The sequence below is a fragment of the Bacillus sp. FSL E2-0195 genome, assembly GCF_038003645.1.
GTDB classification, from domain to species: Bacteria; Bacillota; Bacilli; order Bacillales; family Bacillaceae_G; genus Bacillus_A; species Bacillus_A mycoides.
This window is the reverse complement of sequence record NZ_JBBOPN010000001.1, coordinates 2,184,640-2,209,941: the sequence shown is the minus strand read 5'-3', so window position 1 is coordinate 2,209,941 and position 25,302 is coordinate 2,184,640. Positions and strand designations below refer to the sequence as shown.

At 34.9% G+C, this 25,302-nt stretch carries 21 protein-coding genes and 1 pseudogene; 4 read left to right on the top strand and 18 right to left on the bottom strand.

Annotation, left to right across the window (positions count from 1 at the left end):
* Positions 1 to 6 precede the first annotated feature (6 nt).
* The 5 genes from MHH59_RS11435 to MHH59_RS11415 form a co-directional block, all read right to left on the bottom strand.
* Positions 7 to 900, bottom strand: a complete 894-nt coding sequence (locus MHH59_RS11435; RefSeq protein ID WP_002012770.1) for an isochorismatase family protein — start codon at positions 898 to 900, stop codon at positions 7 to 9.
* A 24-nt stretch (positions 901 to 924) separates the two neighbouring features.
* On the bottom strand, positions 925 to 2,541 hold the full coding sequence (locus tag MHH59_RS11430; RefSeq protein ID WP_340851223.1) for a (2,3-dihydroxybenzoyl)adenylate synthase: 1,617 nt from the start codon (positions 2,539 to 2,541) through the stop codon (positions 925 to 927).
* Positions 2,542 to 2,553: 12 nt separating this feature from the next.
* Positions 2,554 to 3,753 (bottom strand): isochorismate synthase DhbC, encoded by a 1,200-nt coding sequence (dhbC, locus tag MHH59_RS11425; RefSeq protein WP_002127289.1) that lies wholly within the window; start codon positions 3,751 to 3,753, stop codon positions 2,554 to 2,556.
* 26 nt (positions 3,754 to 3,779) lie between these two features.
* On the bottom strand, positions 3,780 to 4,565 hold the full coding sequence (gene dhbA / locus MHH59_RS11420) for a 2,3-dihydro-2,3-dihydroxybenzoate dehydrogenase (RefSeq protein ID WP_002127287.1): 786 nt from the start codon (positions 4,563 to 4,565) through the stop codon (positions 3,780 to 3,782).
* 628 nt (positions 4,566 to 5,193) lie between these two features.
* Positions 5,194 to 6,396, bottom strand: a complete 1,203-nt coding sequence (locus MHH59_RS11415) for an L-lactate MFS transporter (protein WP_002127286.1) — start codon at positions 6,394 to 6,396, stop codon at positions 5,194 to 5,196.
* A gap of 651 nt (positions 6,397 to 7,047) precedes the next feature.
* Between MHH59_RS11415 and MHH59_RS11410 the strand changes: the two genes are divergently transcribed.
* Positions 7,048 to 7,233: a YkvS family protein gene (locus tag MHH59_RS11410; protein WP_002012762.1), complete on the top strand. Its 186-nt coding sequence runs from the start codon at positions 7,048 to 7,050 to the stop codon at positions 7,231 to 7,233.
* A gap of 63 nt (positions 7,234 to 7,296) precedes the next feature.
* On the opposite strand, the gene MHH59_RS11405 is transcribed toward MHH59_RS11410, so the two are convergent.
* Complete coding sequence (locus MHH59_RS11405; RefSeq protein WP_033730116.1) at positions 7,297 to 7,596, bottom strand: ArsR/SmtB family transcription factor; 300 nt, start codon at positions 7,594 to 7,596, stop codon at positions 7,297 to 7,299.
* Between the two features lie 336 nt (positions 7,597 to 7,932).
* On the opposite strand from MHH59_RS11405, the gene MHH59_RS11400 reads away from it, so the two are divergent.
* Positions 7,933 to 8,106 carry a hypothetical protein gene (locus MHH59_RS11400; protein WP_002031929.1) on the top strand — a complete coding sequence of 58 codons (174 nt, stop codon included), beginning with the start codon at positions 7,933 to 7,935 and terminating at the stop codon, positions 8,104 to 8,106.
* 160 nt (positions 8,107 to 8,266) lie between these two features.
* Here the strand turns inward: MHH59_RS11400 and MHH59_RS11395 are convergent, their stop codons facing one another.
* The 4 genes from MHH59_RS11395 to MHH59_RS11380 all read right to left on the bottom strand — a co-directional run bounded on the left by MHH59_RS11395 (position 8,267) and on the right by MHH59_RS11380 (position 13,207).
* Positions 8,267 to 11,356, bottom strand: coding sequence for an AAA family ATPase (locus MHH59_RS11395; protein ID WP_002185915.1), 3,090 nt, complete (start codon positions 11,354 to 11,356; stop codon positions 8,267 to 8,269).
* On the bottom strand, positions 11,353 to 12,510 hold the full coding sequence (locus tag MHH59_RS11390) for an exonuclease SbcCD subunit D (protein WP_078178871.1): 1,158 nt from the start codon (positions 12,508 to 12,510) through the stop codon (positions 11,353 to 11,355). Before MHH59_RS11390 ends, MHH59_RS11395 begins: the two co-directional genes overlap by 4 nt.
* A 15-nt stretch (positions 12,511 to 12,525) precedes the next feature.
* Positions 12,526 to 12,765: a DUF2584 family protein gene (locus MHH59_RS11385; protein WP_002085739.1), complete on the bottom strand. Its 240-nt coding sequence runs from the start codon at positions 12,763 to 12,765 to the stop codon at positions 12,526 to 12,528.
* Positions 12,766 to 12,949: 184 nt separating this feature from the next.
* Positions 12,950 to 13,207 (bottom strand): hypothetical protein, encoded by a 258-nt coding sequence (locus tag MHH59_RS11380; protein ID WP_002012747.1) that lies wholly within the window; start codon positions 13,205 to 13,207, stop codon positions 12,950 to 12,952.
* 350 nt (positions 13,208 to 13,557) lie between these two features.
* On the opposite strand from MHH59_RS11380, the gene MHH59_RS11375 reads away from it, so the two are divergent.
* Both MHH59_RS11375 and MHH59_RS11370 read left to right on the top strand, forming a co-directional pair.
* Positions 13,558 to 14,610, top strand: coding sequence for an enoyl-CoA hydratase/isomerase family protein (locus tag MHH59_RS11375; RefSeq protein WP_340851222.1), 1,053 nt, complete (start codon positions 13,558 to 13,560; stop codon positions 14,608 to 14,610).
* 149 nt (positions 14,611 to 14,759) lie between these two features.
* Entirely contained in the window at positions 14,760 to 15,392 is a 633-nt protein-coding gene (locus tag MHH59_RS11370; protein WP_085960726.1) for a LysE family translocator, read from the top strand.
* 106 nt (positions 15,393 to 15,498) lie between these two features.
* On the opposite strand, the gene MHH59_RS11365 is transcribed toward MHH59_RS11370, so the two are convergent.
* From MHH59_RS11365 to MHH59_RS11330, 8 genes and pseudogenes are all read right to left on the bottom strand, one after another.
* The gene (locus MHH59_RS11365) at positions 15,499 to 16,959 is read right to left on the bottom strand and encodes a CoA-acylating methylmalonate-semialdehyde dehydrogenase (RefSeq protein WP_078178873.1); all 1,461 of its coding nucleotides are present in this window, start codon (positions 16,957 to 16,959) and stop codon (positions 15,499 to 15,501) included.
* 39 nt (positions 16,960 to 16,998) lie between these two features.
* The gene (locus tag MHH59_RS11360; protein WP_002012741.1) at positions 16,999 to 17,889 is read right to left on the bottom strand and encodes an NAD(P)-dependent oxidoreductase; all 891 of its coding nucleotides are present in this window, start codon (positions 17,887 to 17,889) and stop codon (positions 16,999 to 17,001) included.
* A 16-nt stretch (positions 17,890 to 17,905) separates the two neighbouring features.
* On the bottom strand, positions 17,906 to 19,615 hold the full coding sequence (locus tag MHH59_RS11355; protein ID WP_033713290.1) for an acyl-CoA dehydrogenase family protein: 1,710 nt from the start codon (positions 19,613 to 19,615) through the stop codon (positions 17,906 to 17,908).
* Positions 19,616 to 19,770: 155 nt separating this feature from the next.
* A complete protein-coding gene (prpB, locus tag MHH59_RS11350) occupies positions 19,771 to 20,679 on the bottom strand; it encodes a methylisocitrate lyase (protein WP_002168448.1) in 909 nt (302 codons plus the stop codon).
* 18 nt (positions 20,680 to 20,697) lie between these two features.
* On the bottom strand, positions 20,698 to 22,134 hold the full coding sequence (prpD, locus tag MHH59_RS11345; protein ID WP_340851221.1) for a 2-methylcitrate dehydratase: 1,437 nt from the start codon (positions 22,132 to 22,134) through the stop codon (positions 20,698 to 20,700).
* A 98-nt stretch (positions 22,135 to 22,232) separates the two neighbouring features.
* Positions 22,233 to 23,354: a citrate synthase gene (mmgD, locus tag MHH59_RS11340; RefSeq protein WP_002168449.1), complete on the bottom strand. Its 1,122-nt coding sequence runs from the start codon at positions 23,352 to 23,354 to the stop codon at positions 22,233 to 22,235.
* A 414-nt stretch (positions 23,355 to 23,768) separates the two neighbouring features.
* Positions 23,769 to 24,040: pseudogene (locus tag MHH59_RS11335) on the bottom strand (HesB/YadR/YfhF family protein).
* 15 nt (positions 24,041 to 24,055) lie between these two features.
* The gene (locus MHH59_RS11330; RefSeq protein WP_002168450.1) at positions 24,056 to 25,201 is read right to left on the bottom strand and encodes an MFS transporter; all 1,146 of its coding nucleotides are present in this window, start codon (positions 25,199 to 25,201) and stop codon (positions 24,056 to 24,058) included.
* Positions 25,202 to 25,302: the final 101 nt, after the last annotated feature.

Genomic DNA, 25,302 nt, shown 5'->3' with positions numbered 1-25,302 from the left:
TATTTGTTACAGCACTTGTGCTGCTTGTGAAGATAGTAAACGGTACCAATCATCAACAGTTGGACGTTCTGCTAAATCTGCAAAAGTGATTTCTTTCCCTTCGCGACGCCATTTCTCTACTAAACTCATAATTCTGACCGAATCAAGTCCTCTATTTAATAAGTCTTCATCAACTTCAATACTCTCTACTGGCTCACGGAGTAGTTGTGCAACTAGTTCATGTACTTTCTGTAAAGTGATTCCTTCACTCTCATCGCTTTTTACACTTTGTAAATCTTTTAATAGTAAGTTTGTTGATGTCGTTACTGCACATCTATTTGATGCATACTGCAATGCTTGTTTATGATGCTCTAGTGAAAAATCAGCAACTGCATCTGCTACAAAAAATGGCTCTATACCATCCATAAATGCTTCACAAGCTGTTAAAAGGCAGCCAATATGCGCATAAATACCGCAAATAATAAGTTGATCTCTTCCCTGCTCATTTAAAATTTCTAATAGATTCGTCTTTTTAAATGCACTATATCTCCATTTGGTTAGGAATATATCATCCTCATCTGGAGTAAGCTCATCGACAATTTTCTTTTTATCTGGTCCAGCAGGAATACCGTCACCCCAAAAGTCTTGTAATAACCCTCGTTGTTCTAACGTTTGTCCACCAGGTTGTGCTGTATAAACAACTGGTATACCAAGTTCCTTGCATCTTTCTCTTATCACCTTAATATTTGAAATTAGTTCTACTTTTGGCGATTCTTTATCGCTATATGCATCAAGAAAATATTCTTGCATGTCATGGATTAGAAGAACCGCACGTTTCGGATCTGGCGTCCAATTCACTTTATTTTTTGGTAGTTCTGATTCAATTGGCATTTTATATACTGAAATAGATGGGATAGCCATCTAATCACTTCCTTCCGATTTTTATTATTGTTTTACTGTAATAAGTTTTTCAGCAATGACTTTACGTAATTCTTTTTTGCTTACTTTTCCAACACCTGTTTGTGGGAATGATTCAATAAATTCAATTCGATCTGGAATCTTATAAGCTGCTATACCACGTTCTCTTAAGAACATTTTTAATTCGTTTGCAGTTAGGACTTGTCCACGAGCGATAACAAAAGCGCAAGTGCGTTCTCCTAAATAATCGTCAGGCATAGATACAATTGCTACATCATGTACTGCATCATGTGCTAATAGATGATTTTCAACTTCTTCCGCAGCAACCTTCTCACCACCACGGTTAATTTGATCTTTATCTCTTCCTTCTACAATGATGTAACCTTGTTCATTTACTTTTACAAGATCACCTGTGCGATAAAAACCATCTTCTGTAAATGATCTTACATTATGCTCTTCCGCTTTATAATAGCCACGAATTGTATATGGCCCTCTTGTTAATAAACTACCTACTTCACCAGGCTTAACATCATTATCATGTTCATCAACAACTCGAACTTCATCAAATGTAGACATCGGTCTACCTTGTGTATGAATAATGATTTCTTCTGGATCATCTAGTCTTGTGTAATTTACTAACCCTTCCGCCATACCGAACACTTGCTGTAACGTACATCCGAATGTAGGGCGTATACGCTTCGCAACTTCGGCACTAAATTTCGCACCGCCTACTTGAATAACTTGCAGGCTTGATAAATCGTTATTACGGGAAGATACCGCATCAAGCCAAATCATTGCTAATGGTGGAACGAGCGCTGTAATCGTAACTTTTTCTTTTTCTATAAGAGCAAATGCCTCATCTGGACTACCTCCAGTTGCCAATACTACTTTTCCACCGGCATAGAAAGTTCCAAATGCCCCTGGAGAACTCATCGGGTAATTGTGTGCTACTGGAAGAACTGCCATATAGACACTTTCTGCATTTAAATTACAAATGTCAGCGCTAACACGTAAACTATAAATATAGTCATCATGTGTTCTAGGAATTAATTTAGAAAGTCCTGTCGTCCCTCCTGATAATTGGAGAAACGCAACATCACTTGGCTGAACTTCTGGTAACGGAATCGGATCCATATAAAGATCAGTTATGTTCACGAATTCTTCTTCTTCCCCCACTACGATTACATGTTGTAAAGCGGGAACTTTCTCTTTCACTTCTCTTGCTAGTTTTCGATAATCAAAGCCGAGAGCCTTATCTGAAATAACGTAAGCACTCGCTTCACCAAACTCGCAAAAATAACTAATTTCACTACTGCGATGCGAAGGTAGTGCAAAAACAGGGAGTGCTCCAATGCGAAATAGCGCAAAGCATATTTCGAAAAACTCTATAATATTAGGTAACTGGATTACAACTCGGTCTTCTTTCTTTATTCCTAAATTCAGTAAACCTGAAGCTAAGCGATCTACCTTTTTATCAAGTTCACTATACGTTATATGCGTATTACTACTTACAACCGCAATTTGATCCCCATATTTTTCAGCACGTTCTTTTAACATCGAACCAAATGTTTCTCCAAGCCAACACCCTTCTTCTCGATAGCGATTGGCAAATTCTTTTGGCCATTCCGTATAACCTATTAACATTCTTTCTTCCCCCTATTTTTCATTCAGCGCATTATCTCTTAACCCTAAAGCCTTCAACATTGTTTGGAACTTAGCTGATGTTTCTGCTAACTCATCTTCTGGCTTTGATTCAGCAACAACTCCAGCACCTGCATATAAGCGAAGTGTATTCTCTTGCACTTCAGCACAACGAATTGTAACAATCCATTCGCCATCTCCATTTAAATCGCTCCACCCTAACATTCCTGTAAAGAATTCACGGTCAAATGGCTCAATTTTTTGAATAGCCTCTCTCGCTTCTTCCATTGGAGTTCCACAAACTGCTGGCGTAGGATGAAGAGCAATTGCTAATTCTAAAGAAGACGTATTTGGGTCCTTTAGTTCACCTTTCACTTCCGTAGACAAATGCCACATTGCTTCACTATGAATAACTGAGGGTTTTTCTGGAACATGTAATATATGACAGTAAGGGCGAAGCGCAGCGGCAACCGCTTCAACTACTACCGCATGTTCATGTAAATCTTTTGGAGAAGAAAGTAATTCTTCTGCCCTTCTTTTATCTTCTACTGGATCCTCACTTCGTGGTCTTGAGCCAGCCAACGGATTAGAAATTACTTGCATACCATGACGTGAAACAAGTAATTCAGGACTTGCTCCAATTAACGTCTTACTGTACTCGTTTTCATCTTTCGGCAAATTAACAGCAAATGTGTAGCCGTGCTTATTATGTTCCGCTAATTCACGAAGTAGTTTTTGTTGATCAATTTTCTCGGAAGACTTAACATCCAACGATCTAGATAGAACGATTTTTCTTAAATCTCCGTCCTGAATTTTTGCTATTCCTTGCTTCACACCATCCATATAAACTTCAGGAGCTGGAACCGGTGTCATTTCAAATGTCAGTTTCTCATTTCGTTTTATCTCATTTGTTGTCTCTAACTGTAAACGCTCAGTAATTCTACTATGTTCTGGTACGATAAGTTGAACTTCTTTTCTACGATCAAAAGGCAAAGCACCAACAACGATAGGATTCGGATTTCCGGCTTGTTTTGCATTACTTAATACCGCTTGTACAAGTTCTGGAAAACTTTCAATTTCATGATGTTTTACTGTAGTAAACTCTCCTTCTGTCAATATCGTTCGAGTTGGTGAAGCGAAAAAGAACGAAGATTCAGTTTTATAATCTTCTAATAATTTTTCTGACAGTTCCTTTACGGCTATAAGTTCATTCATAGTATTAAAACCTCCTGAATTTTTTATTAAACTCCTAATGTAGCTCCGCCATCGACACATAAATTGTGCATTGTAATATGACTCGCTTTATCAGAAGCTAAAAACAATACTGCTTCAGCAATTTCTGAAGGTTGTGCAATTTTTTGTAACGGAATACCGAGTCTATATGTATTTTGAGAACCAGCAATTATATTTTCAGCTCCATTCTCATCAGCCCATAGTAATCTTTGCATTTCAGTTTCAGTAGAACCAGGAGAAACTAAGTTGCAGCGAATATTGTATGCTGCAAGCTCTAATCCTAAACACTTCATAAACATTGTCGTTGCAGCTTTTGATGCAGCGTACGCAGCCATTTCCATTCTCGGAGTATTTGCCGCATTTGAACCAACTGTAACAATTGCCCCTGACCTTCTTTGCATCATATGTTTACTTACTGCTCGAGACATATAGAAAACTCCTGTAGAATTTACAGAGAAGGTTTTATTCCAATCTTCATCACTTAAAGAGTGAATCGGTCCCATACGTAATACCCCTGCAACATTTATTAATATATCTATTGTTGCTATATCATTTTCAATACCGTTTACCATATCTTCAACAGCAGTACTATCACTCACATCTAAATGAAATGTTTTCATACGTGTTTCATTTAATTCATTTTCATTTAAGAGTACGTTTAACCCCTCTTCATTTTGATCAACCGCAATAACTGTAGCTCCTCTTTCTAAAAACATTTTGGCAACAACACTGCCTATACCTTGAGCTGCACCTGTTACTAAAACCGTTTTTCCATCAAATTCCCCTAAGTTCATTTCCTCTATCCTTTCATTTGAAAATTAATCTAATTAAACAAATAGCGATAATGATAACGATTATCACTATCAATGTAAAAAATAATACACTTACTAAACTAATTGGTCAAGTGTACTTTTCATCAAAATATTATTCATTGATAATGTTTTTCATTTAATATTCTTACACCGAAATGATAATCTTTCTCAATAAACTTGTCAACCTATTTTTATTTTTCAGATAAAATATTTTAGTACTTCTCAATACAATTACATCTAAAAGCATTAATAAGTACTTACATTAAAAAATTTAATTCGTACTCCTCTTTTTAAAATTGAAGAAGATAAACTGTAGATACCTTCATTTACAAAGCCTTACCAAAAACTCAAGTATATACTTTCTCAACATTTTTCTGAAAATATCGAGAAAGTATATCTTGCAATTACCGATGCATGTCGTGTTTATAATTTAAGATTTAATAAGTATTTCGAATATAATATATCAATTTATGATATTCCAATATAATCCAAACGGATACTTTACTCATTTTTTGCCTCTAGAAAATTTCACATGTTGTAATTCATAAAAAAGCACCCTATTAAATAGGGTGCTTTTTAGTAAACATAGTGTTAAAGAAGATTTATATACTTACGCTACACTGCGATACTCTTCTTCTTTTTCTTTTTTCTGCTTAGGCACTTGGATTAAAAGTGCGATAATAAATGATACGACACATAATACGCCGATCACCATGAAAGTTGGTTTGAATCCACCTAGAACTGCACCGATAAAGGAACCAGCGAGCGCTCCAAATCCAAATCCTTGATACACAATTCCGTAGTTCTTACTATGGTTTTTCATACCGTAGAAATCACCAACGATAGCTGGGAAAATAGTGATATTTCCACCAAAGCAAAACGCTACACTTGCTACACATACGAAGTAGATACCATAATTTAAATCTACGAAACTTAAAACCAAGACTGAAGCTGCCATAACAACAAATGTACCAGTAACGATTTTTAAACGGCCGATTTTATCTGATAACGGTCCTAAAATAATACGACCTAATGTATTGAAGATTGCAACCATAGCCACCGCATTAGCTGCTGTCGCTGCGCTAAGCCCTACAAGTTGAACACCAATGTCTTTTACCATACCAATTAAGTATAAGCCACTCATACATGATGTAAATAACATAATAAATAATAAGTATACTTGTTTTGTGCCTAACATTTCTTTCGTTGTATATTCCTGAGTTTTTGTTTCATGAACTGCTCCTTGATCTGCAGCTTGATGGATTAAACAAGCGCCAAGGACAATCATAGCTGTAACAATTAAACCCCAGTATATAAACGCTTGTGATACACCAACTGATTCAATTAACTGTGCGTTAATATATTTAAAAATTAAACTACCCGAACCATATGCAGAGACAGAAATACCAGCAATTAAACCTTTACGCTTTGGAAACCACTTTATTAAATTGGATAATGAAGTGATATATGCTGTTCCATCTGCATAACCTACAACAACCCCTGCTAGTACATAAAGCAATATTAATGAGGAAGCTTGTGAACTAAGTATTAATCCACTTCCTAATGCTAGTCCAGCTATCATAATAAGTTTACGAAGTCCCCATTTTTCTTGCAATTTACTCGCAAACAAAGTTGAAAACGCTAAAGACAGGCTAGTAATTGAGAAAGTTATAGCAACAGCGTTAAGACTCCAACCGTATTTACTCACTAAGGGCTGATTGAATAAACTCCATGTATATATCGTACCAAGCCCCATTTGTACTATGACTGTTCCAAGGACAACAAGCCATGGATTAACCGATGATTTTTTCATACCATCTCTCCTCCTCTTTCTATTTCAATGCTATTCGCTAAATATGCTTTTTTTATTTTTATTTTCGCCACCTCATTCGACTTAACAACTTCATTGTATAGGATGTTTTCGCTTATGTAAGCACTTACAAGATGGAGCGTCAAAAATATGGAATCAGTTACAGAAAACGAAGGGTGAAATACAAAAAACTACTTGTTAAATACGTAGTAGTTTTTATAATGTTTTACATCAATACGACTTACGGAGCTTTCACATCCTCTTTTACCAAAAAAATTATCGAATTATCCATGGCTGGACTTCAATATTTTGCTTATCCTATTCTTATTTAACTCTTCAACGTTTATAACATGTTGCGTCTGTATTTCTTGATACAAATCATTTAATAGTCTTGTAATCAAAAATTCCATCTTTTATACATTTTAACTTCCATATATCTTGTTTTTTAACGAAACATACAGAATTACAACGTTTTTTTACAATTTTATACATAAAAATAGAAAATATATAATTCATTTACATAATGTTGCACTTTAATTTTTACTAAACAACAAATATTTTATTGATAAATAAAACTAAACATTCACTAATATATCTATACGTGGTTTAATATATATAATAAACAAACATTTCTGACTTTTATAAGGAGGTACTATGAAAGCAAACGTAGGCGATACTATACTATTTCAACGAAATAACTTAAAGATCACAGCATCTGTACTAAAACTATACACTGAATCGGTCTTAGTTGAAGTCACAGATGTAAGCGGTGGTACTTTTGAATTTGACCGAACAATTGTAAATCATAAAAACTATAAAATTTTAAATGCAAATAAATAAAACAATACAATACAAAATAGCCCCTGCTTAACAGCGGAGGCTATTTTGTATAATAACAATTCATTAATTTACATATCCTAAAACACTAACAATCTCGCTTGCTTTTAAATTATTAATATAATAATAAATTTCTAACCCTCTTCTCTCAGCTCTTAGCACTTTACCTTTCATTTTTGATAAATGCTGCGAAACAGTCGATTGAGGAATATTCAATATTTCTGTTAATTGTGTTACATTACAAGTTTTGCGTGCACTTAATTCATTTACAATTTGTAATCGTATTGGATGCGCCATTATTTTTAAAATATCCACATCTTCTTCAGTTACTAAACTTTTTTTTATCTCGCTCGTATATGTTGTCATAAGACATTCCCCTTTTATTTGAATTCCTTTTTATTAAAATCTGCTTCTAAATAAAATATTATCTCTAAATATACAATTAAGACCCTTATATAGAAATAATAGGATTTTGATTATTTAAAAACAGCAATACTATACAATTTCATCTATTTGGTACATATACATAATACAATTTCAATTTGTGCTCTATGTGAAGTTAGCATAAATTTATAATGAAGATTTTTCAAACAATTCACATCTAACTATATACTTCCTCATAATACTATCCAGTGATTTTAACATATTTTAGGCATTTGTATATACTATTGCAAAACACATTCTTATTGAGGGGGACTTTATATGCCAACACCGTTACAAGAACAAGTTGAAGAAGCTCGTGAAACGTATGTCAGTCGTATTATTTTAGTTGGTGGTTCAGCTTTATTTTTAACAGGTGGTGTTATATCTGCAATTTCAGCCTTTAAAAGTTATAACCGTTTGGCAAATACGCCACCTTCTTCAAATGATTCATAATTGCATCATTCATTCCTTTAAATAATAAAGATGCCGCCTCTACTATAGAGACGGCTTTATATAAAAACATTATTAAATTCATTTGAACTTAATTGAAAAAACGTTATAACAATTTGGTACAATGTTCAAAGTAAGGATAGATACTTTCAATTTGACAAGCTTATTTCACCACAAACCTCGTCTGACTACACCCATCCTTCTGCTTCGTTACCTCTAATACAGCTGGCATTGCGTTTTTCAGTTCTTGAACGTGTGAAATTACACCGATAAAGCGACCTGATTTTTGCAAGTCGATTAGGGCGTCAACTGCTTTCGTTAATGACTCTTCATCTAATGAGCCGAATCCTTCATCGATAAACATCGTTTCGATGGAAATACCACCCTCATACGCTTGAATTACATCTGCCATTCCAAGTGCTAAGCAAAGTGATGCGTTAAATTTCTCACCGCCAGATAATGTTTTTACATCTCGGGTTTGACCTGTATATGCATCATATACATCTAATCCTAATCCACTTTGTCGATTCCTCTTTTCAACTCGTTCGCTTCGTTTTAAATAAAATTGTCCATTTGATAATTTACGTAGTCGTTCGTTCGCAATTTGAACAATTTGTTCTAAATACTCAATTAAGATGTAACGTTCAAAGGATATACGACTATCATTATCCCCTTTCATTACTTCATATAAATCAACAAGTTCTTGGAATGCTTTTTCTTCCTCATGAATTTGTTCATCAATTCGTTTAATATTTTCATGTAAATCCGTAATATATGATACGGCGTTTTGAGCACGTTGTCGTTTTTCTTTAATAATATCAAGGCTAATTTCCAATTCTCTCACTTGCTCATCTAATGAAGAAATGTCCATATACTCTTTATCTTTTAAGTCTGCTTTTAATTCGTCAATTTGTTTTGTAAGTACTTCTAGAGATGAGTAATAACTTTGGATTTCTTGTTGTAACTTATCCATCTCAGCATCATTTAATTTGGATTCTTTATATGTTAATTGATCTGTAAATCCGCTTTGTTCTAGCTCTTTCATAAAGCGTGTAAACGTCTCTTCTTTCTTCTCTTTTGCACTATTAAATTGATTAGAAGCATTATCATGTTCTGCTTGAATACGTATATTTTCATTTTGCCAATGTTGATACGCCTCTTGTACTTTCTCCCATTCATCTTCCATTAACCTAAGTTCTTGCAGAGCTTGGTCAAACTGTACTTTCCAAGCTTGTACCGTTTGCAAGCTTTCCGGAATATTTTGCTTATCATGTTCATATGACGTACGAAGCTGCATACACTCCATTTCAGTACGGTGCTGCACAGTTTCTACTTCACGCTTTTGTTTCTGGAGTTCTTCTACTTTTTCTTCTACGCTTTTTATATTCACAGCAATTTGCTTACGCGTTTCTTCACTTGCTTTTAACGCATTAACTTCTGCTGCTAATTGCTTTCCTTTTTGAACGAGCGCACTATATGTTTCTACTAATTCTTCTGAGCGATAGCCTCGCTTTAGCACTTCTTCTATCACTTGTTCATATTGAACTCGATAGAAATTCCACTTTTCTTCTAATTGAACATGTAATTTTTCCGCAATATTTTTCTTTTCTCTTAGCTCATTTAACTCTTTTTCATCAATTGCATTACTTTGCTCTGTAGCTTTTTTCGGGTGGTCCATACTACCACATACTGGACAAGATTCACCATCATGTAAATGAAGAGCTAATATACCAGCTTGTTCACTTAACCAGCGGCGTTCAATATTTTCATATGTACTAACTGCCTGTTGCATCTTATGAAACGCACTTTCTTTTTCTAGCTCGTATTTTTGTTTTTCTTGCCATACATCATATGCCTGCTTTAATACTTTTGCATCTTCTCGCATATTCGTTAGTGCTTCTACTTTAGCTACATATTGTTCAAGCGCTGCTTCTAATTGCTGTAATTCGCCAGACATTCTTTGTTTTTCATTTTTATGCGCTTCTAGTTGTTCATCTAACTTTTGCATACCTTCTTTTAATTTTCCTATTTGAATTTCAGCATTTTGCAAATTTAACTTTTTCTCAGCTAATGATGCAATAATTGGCTGTAACTCTTCTAGTCTTTGAACTTGTTTTTTAGCATTTTCTCGCTCGGATGCCTTATTCTTTAATGCTTCATATTTCTCCTGAGCAAGTGCAAAACTGTTCATTATATGCTCTTTTTTTGCGATTATCTGTTTTAACAAACTTTCAGACTGCTGTTCATATTGCATCGCTTCCTCATACCATTGCTCAAATGGTAATAATCGCTTCGCCTGTTCCGCATGTTTAAAAGATTTTTCTTTCATTTCGATTACGGCACGGTTTTCTTGTAAAATACTGTACTTCTCATTCTTTTGTTCTAAATCTTTGAATTTCTCATTTACAGCTTTTGCTGCATGAAAACGTGCCTCTGCTTCTTTTAATTGTTTCGTTTTGTCATTTTGTTCTAAGTGTAATTGCTCAACCTCTGCATTGTACCAAACTGTTTCTTGTTCTAATGCCTCTACTACTTGATGTGTATTTACATGCTCTTGTTCCACTAATGTCTCTAATAATGCCCCATCACGTATTGGTAATTTAAATACATTACGGAAATATAGCTCACGTTCTTTTTGTTTTTCTTGTAAGACGTCTTTCCATTGTTTGCGCTTTTGATCTAATATCTCACGCATTAATTTATAACGATCTGTTTTAAAAATGCGGCGTAGTATTTCTTCTTTATTTTCCGTTTCAGATGTTAATAATTTTCGGAACTCTCCTTGCGGTAACATGACAATTTGGCTAAATTGATGTTTACTTAATCCAATTAAATCTTCAACTTTTTTATTTACATCCGTTACATGAAAACGATCGACACATGGAACTTTTTCCTCATCAATTACTTCATATAATTCGACTGCATGTCCTGTAATTGTTTTATTTCCTTGTTTTTTATGGCCCAGTTGTCGTTTAATTTCATAACTTTTTCCTTTTAATTGAAAAGTTAATTCCACACTTGTATAAACATCATCATCAGCAAATTGGCTACGAAGCATGTTTGTATCACTGCGCTCTTCTCCACTAGCCTCTCCATATAATACATAACAAATCGCATCAAAAATCGTTGTCTTTCCAGCTCCTGTATTTCCAGAAATAGCGAAAATACGATGCTCACCAAGATCTTTAAAATCGATTACTTCTTTCTGTTTATATGGACCAAACGCGGTCATTATAAGCTGAATCGGTCTCATCCTCGCTCACCTTCCCGTTCTTGCACTGTTTGCAAAACATCTAAAAATAGACGTTCTTTCTCTTCTGATAAATCTAGCCCTTTCATTTCTTTATAAAATGCTTTTAAAAGAGATAAATCATCCGTTTTATGTCTTGAAACAGTTACTTCATTTTCATCTGTGAACTCTCGTCTTTGAATAGATCTTTCAACATGCATTGCATTTGGGTATACAGAACGTATTTTTTCCATTGGCTGCAAGACAGGATTTTCATCTAATAATTTCACAAATACATAATCTTCACTCACTGGATGAAGCAATAAATCGTCTATTTTCGCTTCTACTGTACGCATTTTACGACGTGGTGTAAGTAAACGTTTTTCAATTGTTGTTTCACCTTTTTCATCCAGTTCCACAATATAATATCCTTTTTTATGCTTTTCTTCAGAAATAGAATATGCAAGTGGTGAACCTGAATAACGAATTGTCTCATTACGTACAAAATGCGCTTGATGTAAATGGCCAAGCGCCGTGTAATGAAACTTATCAAAATAATGGCTATTTACATATTCAGCACCACCAATTGAAAGTGGTCGTTCCGCATCACTCGTATTTTCCTCTGCCTCTCCTGAAGAAGTTACAAATGCATGTCCTACAAATATGTGTCTCGCTTCTTTATCCATCGTTTCAGAGAGTTCGTTCATAAAAATACGCATCGCATCATCATGAGAACGAACATCTTCATTTTTCAATATATGTCTAACAATACTTGGATCTGCATACGGAACGAGATAGAAATGAACCTCTCCGTATTCATCATTTAAAACAACAGGATTGTATGGAAACTGGAATTGTCCAACAATATGTAATCCTTGTTTTTTCATTAAATTACTACCAAAATGTATGCGGTCCGGACTATCGTGGTTTCCTGCAACTGCAATTATTGGTGTTTGTAAATCAATAACTATCTTTTGTAATACATCATTTAATAAGTCTACTGCTTCTGTAGGTGGAATTGCTCGGTCATATAAATCTCCTGCAATAATTACAGCATCCGGTTTTTCCTCTTCAACAGCTTGTACAAACTGATCTAACACAATTTTTTGATCTTCAGTCATATATACACCATGAACAAGCTTACCTAAATGCCAATCCGCTGTATGAAAAAACTTCATATTACCCTTCTCCTTTTAGTTTACTGATTGTAGTGAAACAAGCTGATAGTTTAGTGTAGTTTTTCCGTTCTCCCATTCTAACTTTTGGACAATTGCACTACCGATTCTTTCTTCGTTTGATTTATATAAAGGCAATATTTCTTGAATAGTAAATAGATGATAACCATCTAAAATTAATTGAAATAAATTATCTTCTATATGTAATCTTACTTCTTTTTCATTTGAAATAATTTTTGTATGCATCTCAAATTTCATGCTAGATACAACCCCTTTTTTCTAATCTCTACATTTTAATAGTATAGTGGTCATGCAAGATTGACAAGTAAATACACCGCGATGTACATACTTTTTTAATTATAAATATTTTATGTTTTTTTATATGAAATACGGTATGTGAAATTATTAATCTACAAAAATAAAAATGCCCTTTCAGGCATCCTTATTTTTGTAAGTACTCTTTCATAACGTAGTACAATACAGTTATTAAGACAATCGCTACAAAAAACGCAAATACGGCCACAACATACCCATCTTTATTTAATAAAAAGCATATGGAAATAGATATTATAAAAATCGGAAACACGAGACGTACCTTAGCCTTCACTTCTTCTGTCGTATCTGTATGATGAAAATACTGTGTAATTCCTACCATAAGAGATGACAAAATAATAACCGACAATAGTAAAGGTCCTGGCATTCCGATCTCTCCTTTCTCTATTTCTAATTATATACAAACCCCGCGCTCTTTAAAAGTTAGATAATTCAGCCTTTTAACTTTTTCTACATCAACTCTTTAATTTACGCCACGTATACTAACTCAATATAAGTTATACATATAATAGCGCCTTCAACACGACATTTTCAAATAATAGCACTTACAGTAATGTTGTAATATTCCTCTTCATTCTCTGAAATCCTGCAAATATAACTCGTCAAAATATGCGATAAATACTAACACTAAGCACCTAATTTGGACAAAAATTATAGAGGACATTTCAGCATGTATCAAGAAATAAGAATAGAAAGATAAGTAAGGGAGGATTTATAATGACTGAACACGTTTTATTTTCTGTTAGCGAAAACGGCGTTGCATCTATTACTTTAAACCGTCCAAAAGCACTTAATTCTTTATCCTATGACATGTTACAACCAATTGGGCAAAAACTTAAAGAATGGGAGCAAGATGAGCGTATTGAACTCATCGTTTTAAAAGGAGCTGGGACGAAAGGTTTTTGTGCAGGTGGTGATATTAAAACGCTATACGAATCACGTTCTAACGAAGTTGCATTACAACATGCAGAGCAGTTTTTTGAAGAAGAATATGAAATTGATACATTTATTTATCAATACAAAAAACCAATTATCGCTTGTTTAGATGGAATTGTAATGGGCGGTGGTGTCGGTCTGACAAATGGAGCGACGTATCGAATTGTAACAGAGCGTACGAAGTGGGCAATGCCTGAAATGAACATCGGTTTCTTCCCTGATGTCGGTGCTGCTTATTTCTTAAATAAAGCGCCTGGATATACTGGTCGATATGTTGCTTTAACAGCATCTATTTTAAAAGCTCCTGATGTATTATATATTAACGCTGCTGATTACTTTATGACATCAGATTCATTACCAAATTTCCTTACCGCACTTGAAAATGTAAATTGGAAAAAAGAAGATGTACATACTCATTTAAAAGAAGTTATTCGTACATTTGCAACTGCTCCAAACTTAGATGGCAATCTTTCTTCTTCAGTAGAAGAAATTAATTCGCATTTTGCATTCGATACAATTGAGGGAATCATTCAATCGTTAGAGAAAGATCAAAGTCCATTTGCCCAAACAACGAAAGAAAAGCTATTATCCAAATCCCCTGTTTCATTAAAGGTAACATTAAAACAGTTTATTGATGGCCAAGAAAAGTCAGTTGAAGAATGTTTCGCGACAGATCTTATACTCGCTAAAAACTTCATGCGACATGAAGATTTCTTTGAAGGAGTACGCTCCGTTGTAGTTGATAAAGACCAAAATCCAAATTATAAATATAAACAATTAAGTGATGTTTCAGAAGAAGATGTAAATCGATTCTTTAACTTACTTAACGCTTAAACAAAGAGGCCATATATTGTAGCACACTCTCAGCTACTCTATATGGCCTCTTCTTTTTAGTTAAATATAATTTAATTTTATTTAACTAAAATGTATGTTAAACTAACGTTAATCGAATTTTCTAAAAACAACAAAGGAAGGCGGATAACATTATGGAAAATTTTTTTCTGTTTATTATTATGTCTATATGTCTTATTATTCTACCCGGTCCTGATACAGCAATGGCTACGAAAAACACATTGATTGCCGGCAAAATCGGCGGCGTAAAAACTGTTTTTGGTACTTGTGTTGCGCTTTTAATTCACACTTTAGCTGCTGTAATTGGTCTTTCAGCACTTATTGTAAAGTCTGCTCTTTTATTTTCTATTTTTAAATATGTTGGTGCTGTATATTTAGTCTATATTGGTATTAAAGCCCTTTTAGCAGTAAGAAACACAGAAGACTTAAATACAAATGACGTTCCAATAAATAATGACAATAAACATACTTCTTGCTTTCGCCAAGGGTTTCTTACAAATTTACTAAACCCTAAGATTGCAGTCTTCTTTTTAACTTTTTTACCACAGTTTTTAAATCCAAATCATAATACATTTATACAACTTCTCGTTATGGGACTTACTTATCTCATTTTAACCGTCATTTGGTTTGCTTTTTATATATTTTTAATTGATAAAATTAGTGCTTTTATGAAAAAACCGAAGACACAGCGTTATATTCAAGGGATTACAGGAATCGTCTTAATTGGGTTTGGTATTAAATTAGCCTTTGAAAGAAATAGTTAACACAATACAAACGAAAATACACTACTCCATTATGAGTAGTGTATTTTCGTTTGTATTATTTTTATAATGAGTGGGAATGCACCCCACTCATTATCATTTCACTTTATTAAAACCAGCGCTCAGTTACAACTTTTTTACGTGTATAAAATTGAACGCCATCCGTACCATTTGTACCAAGATCTCCAAAGAATGAAGCTTTGTTTCCTGCAAATGCGAAGAATGCCATTGGTGCTGGAACATTAACGTTTACACCAATCATACCAGCATCAATATTGTCTCGGAATGTTTGTGCATGTTTTCCATTTGATGTATAAATAACAGCACCATTCGCAAATTTCGATTGATTTGTCAGCTTAATACCTTCTTCTAAATCTTTTACTCTTACAATACTTAATACTGGAGCGAAAATTTCATCTTGCCAAATTTTCATTTCTTGATTTACACCATCAAAGATTGTTGCACCAACAAAGTAACCTTCTCCAACTTCTTCATTGATTTTACGGCCATCTACTAGTAAAGTTGCTCCATCTACTACACCACTATTAATATAGCCTAAAACACGTTCTTTATGAGATTCACGGATTAATGGTCCAACATAATTATCTTCGTTGAAACCGTCACCTACTTTTAACTTCTTCGTTTCCGCTACTAATACATCAATGAATTCATCAGCAATTTCATCAACTACTGCTACTACTGAACATGCCATGCAGCGCTCTCCACTACTTGCAAACGCAGACCCAATTACACCTTGTACTGTTTTCTCAAGGTTGCAATCTGGCATAACAACTGCATGGTTTTTCGCACCTGCTAACGCTTGTACACGTTTACCATTTTTTGTACCAGTTTCATATACGTAGCGTGCCACTGGCTCAGAGCCAACAAACGAAACTGCTTGAATATCTTTATTTTCTAAAATACTATTTACAACATCTTTTCCGCCTTGTACTAAATTTAATACCCCTTTTGGAAAACCAGCTTCATAGAATAACTCTACAAGTCGCTCAGCTAAAAGTGGCGTTCTTTCAGATGTTTTTAATACGAATGTATTACCGCAAGCAATTGCAAGTGGGAACATCCATAATGGAATCATCATCGGGAAGTTAAACGGTGTAATACCAGCAACAACTCCGATTGGGTAGCGCCAAATCGATCCATCAATTCCACTAGCAATATTCGGAAGAGCTTGTCCCATCATTAAATTTGGTGCTGATGTTGCAAGTTCTACCGCTTCAATACCACGCTGTACTTCACCAGTTGCATCCGTTAGCGTTTTACCGTTTTCTAGCGTAATGATTTTTGCAAGCTCATCTTTATTTTCTTGTAACAGTTGTAGATATTTGTATAGTTGTCTTGAACGATTTGGAACTGGCACTTTAGACCATGTTTTGTATGCCGCTTTTGCCGCTTCAACAGCTTTTTCAACATCTTCTTTTGGAGAAAGTGGAACGTAAGCGATGATTTTTCCAGTTGCCGGATTCGGAACCGCTTCTACTTCCGTACCAGTAGATTCTACCCATTCGCCATTAATATGATTTTTCACTCGTTTAATTTCAGTTGTAATCATTATATTCTCTCCTTTTTTATCATGGTTTTTATAAGTGCACTATTTTTGATTAGAAATTAATTGTTCGCTAACTTTCTTATATAAAGCAGCCATATCGTTTTCACCATATCCTGCCTCACTCGCTTCTTCATATACATTTAATAGCATCTCACTTACCGGTAAGTGAAGTTCACTTTCTTTAGCTAACTCTATCGCAAATCCTAAATCTTTCTTTAATAAATTTACAGTAAAGCCTGGCTCATAATTTTCTGATGCAATGAAACTTTTATAATTACGCTCATAAATTCTACTTTGACCGTAACTTACATTTAAAATATCAAACATTTTATCTAAATCCATATTGTTCTTTTTCGCTAATGTTAAAGCTTCACTCACACCAGCTGTATAAAAACCAATTAATAGATTATTAATTAATTTAACAGTTGTACCACTATCAATCTGCTCACTAACATGGAAAACATTCGCTCCAAGCACTTCCATGACAGATTCAGTTTTCTCATATACTTCTTTCGATCCACCAACCATAAACGTTAATGTACGGTTTTCTGCACCAATTACCCCACCGCTAACAGGTGCTGCTAAAAAGTCTACTTTCTTTTCCTTCGCCGATTCCTCTAATTGTTTGTTTAATTGTGGAGATACTGTACTTGTATCAATTAAAGCTACATTCGAGTGGCTATTTTCAAATAATCCTTCTTCCCCAAAATATACCGCTTCCACAGCACGAGGTGAAGGCAAACTTGTAAAAATCACATCGCATGTCTCTGCTAGTTTTGAGATTGATAGGCCGATAATTCCTCCTTCTTTTTCAAAGGAAGCTTCCGCCTCTTTATTCAAGTCCACTCCATATACTGTGTAGCTAGATTTAACTAAATTTTTAGACATTGGAAGACCCATGTTACCTAAACCGATAAAACCAATCTTTTTCATATCGCTTTCCTCCTATTTACACAATATATTTCCCGCGATTTATAATAACTTTCGCAATATCTCTCTTTTTCGTAAATAAGTTTGAGTATAAAGGCACTAATAATTGACGGATTTCAGCTAATATTTCTTGTCTATTTTGTTCTTCTGTGACAGCTGCTGAAAGAATGGAAATCGCAGCTTCTTCTACTTTACGATATCCTTCTTCACAAATAACACCTGTTATCATTTGCTTCGTACGCTCTTTTTCCTCACCATTTTTACTAACTGCTTTCCTCGTACGTAAAAATGCTGATTCCATGACGTACACGTCCGTCAACATATTTGATAATACGCGTGAATATTCTTGCTCTTGCTCAATTTTTATTCCTGGAGTTTTAGAGAGCGTTTTCAAAGATTGTTTCAACAATTTTTTCGCTAATAAAATGTAACGATGGTTTCTTTCTACATTTGCTACATCAATTTCTACTTCAGCATCTTCTATTTGCTCGATTTGCTTCATTAACATTTTTGCAACTGTTAATCTATTAATTTCATTCGTTCCTTCAAAAATACGACTAATTCTAGCATCACGATATAATCGTTCTACTTCGTATTCTTGCATATAACCGTAACCACCATGAATTTGTACAGCTTCATCTACGATATAAGCAAGTGTTTCAGAAGCGTTTACTTTATTCAGTGCACATTCAATTGCAAATTGGGACATTTTTTTCATAAGATCTTCATCACTCTCATGAATTGCTTCATCAATTACACCCGCTGTACGGTAAGCTGCACTTTCTGCTCCATATGTAGAAATAATCATATTGGCAATTTTCTCTTGAATCATCGTAAAATCTACTAATTCCGTTTGGAACTGTTTTCGCTCTTTTCCATATTGAACTGACAAACCGATTGCTTGTTTTGCTGTTCCAATATTTCCAAAAGCAAGTTTTAGTCTAGCGAAGTTAAGAATATTAAGAGCTACGTGATGCCCTTTCCCAACTTCCCCTAAAATATTTTCAGCGGGGATGACAACATCTTCTAAAATAAGCGTCGCTGTTGAAGATCCTTTAATCCCCATCTTCTTTTCTTCTAATCCTATTGATACACCTTCACATGTTCTTTCGACAATAAACGCTGTCATTCCTTTATTTGTCTTCGCAAAAACAACGTATACATCTGCCATATGAGCATTTGTAATCCACTGCTTCTCACCATTCAACTTCCAAGCAGTACCATCTTCATTCAATACTGCACTCGTTTTTGCACTTAATGCATCAGAACCAGCATTTGGCTCAGTTAAAGCATAAGCCCCAATCCATTCTCCCGATGCGATTTTCGGTAAATATTTTTCTTTCTGTTCTTTCGTTCCATAATATATGTAAGGCAATGTACCTACACCGGCGTGTATATTAAAAGAAACGCTAAATGCACCAGCGTAACCCATTTTCTCTGCTACAAGACCTGAGACAGCCTTTCCTAACTCGAATCCGCCATAATCTTCTGGTACCTCAATGCCTAATAATCCAAGTTCCCCAGCTTTCTCAAATAATTGGCGAGAAACTTTATAGTTATGTTGTTCAATATTCTCAATTTGCGGGACAATTTCTTGTTTAACGAATTGTTCTGTCGTTTTTGCAATTAAATCTTCATCCCCTGAAAAATCTTCTGGTGTAAAGAAAGTATTATTCACATCTTTATTGAGTGAAAAAAATTCATCCCATGGTAACTTCGTTTTCTCCATCTGAATCCCCCTATCATTTCGGCCTTCGTTGATCTTTGCATATGCTCGTCTACGATGAGTGGAATATCTTATTATTGAAAACAGAAGGCGATGATTTTTCACATCAAGCAGTTCGTTTTGCCAAAGATGTATTTTCATCGCCTAAATCCTTCTACCTATTGATCTTCAGATAATACTGTTTTTGCAATTCCAGTATCTAACTCTTCAAAGTCATGATATGAAATTGTTTCATATAATTCACTTCTCGTTTGCATATTAGAAAGTGCATCTTTTTGAGAACCTGTTTCCTTAATTAGCGTAAACACATTCTCATATGCTTTTGCAGCAACACGAAGTGAAGTTACAGGATAAATTACCATTTGGAAGCCCATATTCGCAAATTCCTCTGCACTATAATATGGTGTTTTTCCGAACTCAGTCATATTTGCTAGTAAAGGTGCATTCACTTTGCTAGTAAATAAACGGAATTCTTCTTCCGATTGAAGCGCTTCTGGGAATATTGCATCTGCTCCTGCTTTTACATATGCATTCGCTCTTTCAATCGCTGCATCTAATCCTTCCACGCCGCGAGCATCTGTGCGTGCTACAATATATAAACTTGGCGCAACTTCTTTAATCGCTTTAATTTTTTGAACTAATTCTTCTGTAGTAACAAGTTTCTTACCATTTAAATGTCCACATTTCTTTGGTAATTGTTGATCTTCAATCTGAACAGCCGCAACTTTCGCTTCCACCATTTCTACAGCTGTTCTCGCTACGTTTAGTACTCCACCAAATCCTGTATCAATATCAACAAGAACTGGTAAATCTGTAGCTCTAACTAGATCCCTTGCTCTCTCTGCTACTTCAGTAGACGTCACGATTCCTAAATCTGGTAGTCCTTTACTTGCAGTGTAAGCAGCTCCCGATAAATATAGAGCTGAAAAACCTGTATTTTTCGCAACAAGAGCCGCCATTGCATCATGAGCACCTGGAATTTGCAAAATTTCATTTGCTTCTACTAAAGCTCGGAAGCGATTCGTAAGCTCCTCTTGTGTCGACTGTTTATTCACAACCCAAGCCATTCTAAATTCCCCCTATTATTAAATTAAGAATAGATCTACAAATTCGTTTACATTCATATTTTCTAGTTTTTCTTCATTTAGACAAGCTTCATGGATTTTTCCTTGTTGCTTACTAGAATAATGACCTGCCATATTTGCAGTGAATTTTCGAACAACTTTTGGAATTGCTTCGTCTCTACGGAAACGGTGGCCAAGTGGATATTCACATTCCACATTTTCTGTTACAGTACCATCTTTAAAATGAACTTGAACAGCGTTGGCGATTGAGCGCTTGTTCGGGTCAAGGTAATCTAAACTGTACTGTTTGTTTTCAACAACAACCATCTTATTACGTAATTCATCTACACGTGGATCATTCGCTACTACATCCTCATAATCATCCGCAACGATATCTCCTTTTAATAAACCTATTGCCGTAATGTATTGTAGGCAGTGATCGCGATCAGCTGGGTTATTTAATGGACCTTCTTTATCGATAATACGAATTGCTGACTCATGAGTTGTAATTGTAATACGATCAATTTCATCTAATCTTTCTTTAAGTTCCGGATGTAATTTCACTGCACATTCTGCAGCTGTTTGTGCATGGAATTCTGCTGGGAATGACACTTTGAATAATACATTTTCCATTACATAAGCTTCTAGCGGTCTTGCTAATTTTAATTCTTGCTTGTTAAATAACACATCTTGGAATCCCCATCCTGGTGCAGATAATGCCGTTGGGTAACCCATTTCACCTTTTAATGCAGTCATTGCAAGATGAACACCGCGGCTCGTCGCATCACCTGCTGCCCATGATTTACGTGAACCTGTATTTGGAGCATGACGATATGTACGAAGACTAGAATTATCAATCCACGCATGTGATAATGCATTAAAGATTTCCTCACGCGTTCCGCCAAGCATTTTTGCAACTACTGCAGTCGTCGCTACTTTTACGTATAATACGTGATCAAGACCAACACGGTTTAAACTGTTTTCTAAAGCAAGTACACCTTGAATTTCATGTGCTTTAATCATCATTTCTAGTACTTCCCGTACTTTTAATGGTTCTTTTCCTTCTGAAATACGAACGCGGCTAATATAATCTGCAACTGCTAAAATTCCGCCTAAGTTATCAGATGGATGTCCCCACTCTGCTGCAAGCCAAGTATCGTTATAGTCTAACCAACGGATCATACATCCGATATTAAATGCGCCTTTTACTGGATCTAGCACATAAGATGTTCCTGGTACACGTGTACCATTTGGCACGATTGTTCCTGGTACAACTGGTCCTAATAATTTCGTACACTCTGGGTATTGTAGTGCTAAAATTCCACATCCAAGTGTATCAAGTAATACGTAGCGAGCCGTACTGAATGCCTCTGCACTTGTAACCTCTTTATTTAATACATAGTCCGTAATTTCTTCTAATAATGCATCTTTTTGTTTAATTTCATTTGTTTTAATCATGCTATTCTTCCCTTTCTGTCGAAAATTCGTTATTATTAATGATGGGTGTCGGTCAAACACCCATCTGGCGGGCGGCGCTAACAACTCCCCAGTTGTTTTTATTTACTAAATGCATGTCGCTCGCCAATATAATTTACACGTGGACGGAACAAACGATTGTTCGCATGTTGCTCAATTACGTGTGCACATAGCCCTACTGTTCTAGAACTAAAGAAGATTGGTGTGTAAAGTTGAATTGGAATACCAAGCATCCAATATACTGGAGCAGCATAATAATCAAGATTCGGATAAATCCCTTTTTCCTTCTCCATAATTTTTTCTCCAGCTTCACACATTTCATATAGTGTATAATCGCCTTTCACATCACATAACTGCTTTAATGCTTCCTTCATCATAAGTGCTCTTGGATCCATCTTTTTCATATAAACACGGTGTCCAAAGCCCATAATTTTTTCTTTGTTATATAGTTTCTTCTGTAATAACTCTTCAAATTTCTCAACATTACCAGCTTCTAAAAGCATGTACATAACCGCTTCATTCGCACCGCCATGAAGACTTCCTTTTAAGGATGCAACTGCTCCTGTTAAAGCACCGTATAAGTCGGATTGCGTTGATGCAATAACGCGTGCTGTAAATGTAGAGTTTGGCATTTCATGTTCACTATATAAAACAAGGGAACGATCAAAAATTTTCTCTTCAAGTTCAGTTGGTTTCTTTCCAGTTAACATATAGAAGAAATTCGCACTATATGACAATTCTTGAAGAGGCTCAATTGGTTCCTCATTATTTAAAATATGGTAGCTATTCGCTACAATATTTGGCACTTTACTTAAAAGCTTGTATCCTCGACTTTTATTCACTTCTAACGAGCGGTTTTCGATATCACTATCGTAACCAGCTAATGCAGACACACCTGTACGTAGCCCATCCATAGGATGCGTTTCCTTAGGCAATGCCTTTAGAACATTGAATACACCTTCTGGCACTGTATATTCTTCTTTTAATTTCTTTTCAATTGTTACTTTCTCATCCTCATTCGGTAAACGTTCTTCTAATAAAAGGTGCACAATGTCTAAATACTCTTTTGTTTTTGAGAGTTCGATTAAATCATACCCTTGAATTACAATTTCACCTTTTACTGTGTCAAGAAACGAAATTTTCGTTTCCGCTGCTACTACACCATCTAATCCCGGGGAAAATTTTTCTTCAGCTTTCATCATTATTTCCTCCAATCCTAATAGATCTTCGTGCACATAACTGTAAGCCTTTACAATAATATGAAACTACATTTCTATTTCAATGTATCAGAGTTTTTAGAAGATTTCAATTTATTTTATAATGATAAGTTTCCTATACTTTTACCGATGTAATAATACAATTTTTCAAAAATAACTTTCATCTTTTATAAAGAAAGGACAGACATCCTTTTACAATTTTTTAAAACGAAATATAACAATTATCCATATAATCCCACTAAATATACCTTTAATCCCTTTTTCTTCAACAAACATAAAAACCGAGCTGCACTCATGCACAGCTCGGTTTTTTATAATATTTATTTCATATGCCCATAAATATAATTCTTATATAAAATTTATTTATTTTTAATAAAATTATTATTTTACATAATTAAATTAAATTTCTTCCGTTTCTTTACGATAGCTTACAACTAATTCATAGTTTTGAAAGTACGAAAGATCATCAAAATCTATAAAAATAAACTACCGTCTTTCTCAACTGACACTATTTCCCCATCTGATTTCTCAGAAATAATCCCTAAAGAATATCCGGGCTGAATTGAGCTATTTCCTCCGTACCTTACAATACATCAAATAGATTCATCATGCTTTATACGCAATTCTTCCTTAAAGCATCGTCGAGCATCATGTTCAATTGAAATTTTCATCTTCGCTCTTCCTGTTTACGCAAAATCCTTTTTGCCTAATCTTTGTTTTACAAAAATGACAAATATAATTAAAGCTATTAATCCTGAAATTGCACTACCTGCGAATAAAATACGGTAACCAAACATTTGTGAAACAACTCCAAGTAAAATCGCACCTAATCCAATACCTAAATCAAATGCAGTAAAGAATGAAGCGTTAGCAACTCCTCTTTTACTAGGATCAACAATTGTCAGCATCGCTGCTTGTAAAGCGGGCTGTGCTGAACCGAATCCAACACCATATAATGCCGCTGCAATCATTACACCTATCAAACCATTTGAAATCGTTAGTACAACTATCGCTAAAATAGTAATACATAGTGCCGGAAGTATGATAAAAACTTCTCCATACTTATCTAATAGTTTTCCTGAAATAGGTCGTACAATTGTTAAAGCAATTGCATATACAAGAAAGAATGTCCCAGGATTCACATCAATTGATGACGCGAATAACGGTAAAAATGTTGTTATTCCTCCATATGCAAATGATAAAAAGAAAACAACAACCGTTATTGATAAAACGGATTTTTCAAACAGCTGAATTTTCCCTTTTTCTTTTTGTGGCGTGAATGGCATTTTCGTTATTAACGATAATACGACTGCCATAAAGGATAAAAGAGTTGCTAACAAGAATAGACCATGAAATGAATAATTTTGTACAACCCATAATCCAATCATCGGGCCAATTGCCATCGCGATTGTCATCGCCATGCCATACCAGCCCATCCCTTCACCACGACGTGAATCTGGAATAATATCAGTTATCGCTGTTCCAACTGCTGTTGTAGAAACAGCCCACGTCACTCCGTGAATAACGCGTAAAACAGCTAAAAGGGCAATAGTCGATGCTAAATTATACGAATACATCGTTATCCCAAAAAAGATGAGTCCGAAAATAATAAAAGATCTTCTACCATATTGATCTAACATTCCTCCAATAATCGGTCGTATTACAACCGCAGCTATTGTAAACATTCCCATCATCAGTCCAACTTGTGATTCATTTCCACCAATCTCTTTAATAAAGAGCGGGAGCGTTGGAACAAGTAAATAAAACCCTGTAAATAAAAATAACATCGCGATAGTCATTTGAATAAATGATTTCGTCCATAATCGTTCCATTAAAATTCCTCCATAAACACGTAAAATATTGCAATCAACATATCAATTGTATATTTTTCATGTTCCCTTGCCCTCCGCTAATAGACGTATCTTTTCATAAT

What these genes read in the sequence shown, in the direction of transcription:
- MHH59_RS11355 (WP_033713290.1), bottom strand. Translation starts at nt 19,615, where the DNA reads ATGGAGAAAACGAAGTTACCATGGGATGAATTTTTTTCACTCAATAAA.
- prpB (WP_002168448.1), bottom strand. Translation starts at nt 20,679, where the DNA reads ATGGCTTGGGTTGTGAATAAACAGTCGACACAAGAGGAGCTTACGAAT.
- MHH59_RS11385 (WP_002085739.1), bottom strand. Translation starts at nt 12,765, where the DNA reads ATGAAATTTGAGATGCATACAAAAATTATTTCAAATGAAAAAGAAGTA.
- MHH59_RS11430 (WP_340851223.1), bottom strand. Translation starts at nt 2,541, where the DNA reads ATGTTAATAGGTTATACGGAATGGCCAAAAGAATTTGCCAATCGCTAT.
- MHH59_RS11395 (WP_002185915.1), bottom strand. Translation starts at nt 11,356, where the DNA reads ATGAGACCGATTCAGCTTATAATGACCGCGTTTGGTCCATATAAACAG.
- MHH59_RS11330 (WP_002168450.1), bottom strand. Translation starts at nt 25,201, where the DNA reads ATGGAACGATTATGGACGAAATCATTTATTCAAATGACTATCGCGATG.
- MHH59_RS11410 (WP_002012762.1), top strand. Translation starts at nt 7,048, where the DNA reads ATGAAAGCAAACGTAGGCGATACTATACTATTTCAACGAAATAACTTA.
- MHH59_RS11390 (WP_078178871.1), bottom strand. Translation starts at nt 12,510, where the DNA reads ATGAAGTTTTTTCATACAGCGGATTGGCATTTAGGTAAGCTTGTTCAT.
- MHH59_RS11380 (WP_002012747.1), bottom strand. Translation starts at nt 13,207, where the DNA reads ATGCCAGGACCTTTACTATTGTCGGTTATTATTTTGTCATCTCTTATG.
- dhbA (WP_002127287.1), bottom strand. Translation starts at nt 4,565, where the DNA reads ATGAACTTAGGGGAATTTGATGGAAAAACGGTTTTAGTAACAGGTGCA.
- MHH59_RS11365 (WP_078178873.1), bottom strand. Translation starts at nt 16,959, where the DNA reads ATGATTACAACTGAAATTAAACGAGTGAAAAATCATATTAATGGCGAA.
- MHH59_RS11400 (WP_002031929.1), top strand. Translation starts at nt 7,933, where the DNA reads ATGCCAACACCGTTACAAGAACAAGTTGAAGAAGCTCGTGAAACGTAT.
- dhbC (WP_002127289.1), bottom strand. Translation starts at nt 3,753, where the DNA reads ATGAATGAACTTATAGCCGTAAAGGAACTGTCAGAAAAATTATTAGAA.
- prpD (WP_340851221.1), bottom strand. Translation starts at nt 22,134, where the DNA reads ATGATTAAAACAAATGAAATTAAACAAAAAGATGCATTATTAGAAGAA.
- MHH59_RS11360 (WP_002012741.1), bottom strand. Translation starts at nt 17,889, where the DNA reads ATGAAAAAGATTGGTTTTATCGGTTTAGGTAACATGGGTCTTCCAATG.
- MHH59_RS11405 (WP_033730116.1), bottom strand. Translation starts at nt 7,596, where the DNA reads ATGACAACATATACGAGCGAGATAAAAAAAAGTTTAGTAACTGAAGAA.
- mmgD (WP_002168449.1), bottom strand. Translation starts at nt 23,354, where the DNA reads ATGATGAAAGCTGAAGAAAAATTTTCCCCGGGATTAGATGGTGTAGTA.
- MHH59_RS11375 (WP_340851222.1), top strand. Translation starts at nt 13,558, where the DNA reads ATGACTGAACACGTTTTATTTTCTGTTAGCGAAAACGGCGTTGCATCT.
- MHH59_RS11435 (WP_002012770.1), bottom strand. Translation starts at nt 900, where the DNA reads ATGGCTATCCCATCTATTTCAGTATATAAAATGCCAATTGAATCAGAA.
- MHH59_RS11415 (WP_002127286.1), bottom strand. Translation starts at nt 6,396, where the DNA reads ATGAAAAAATCATCGGTTAATCCATGGCTTGTTGTCCTTGGAACAGTC.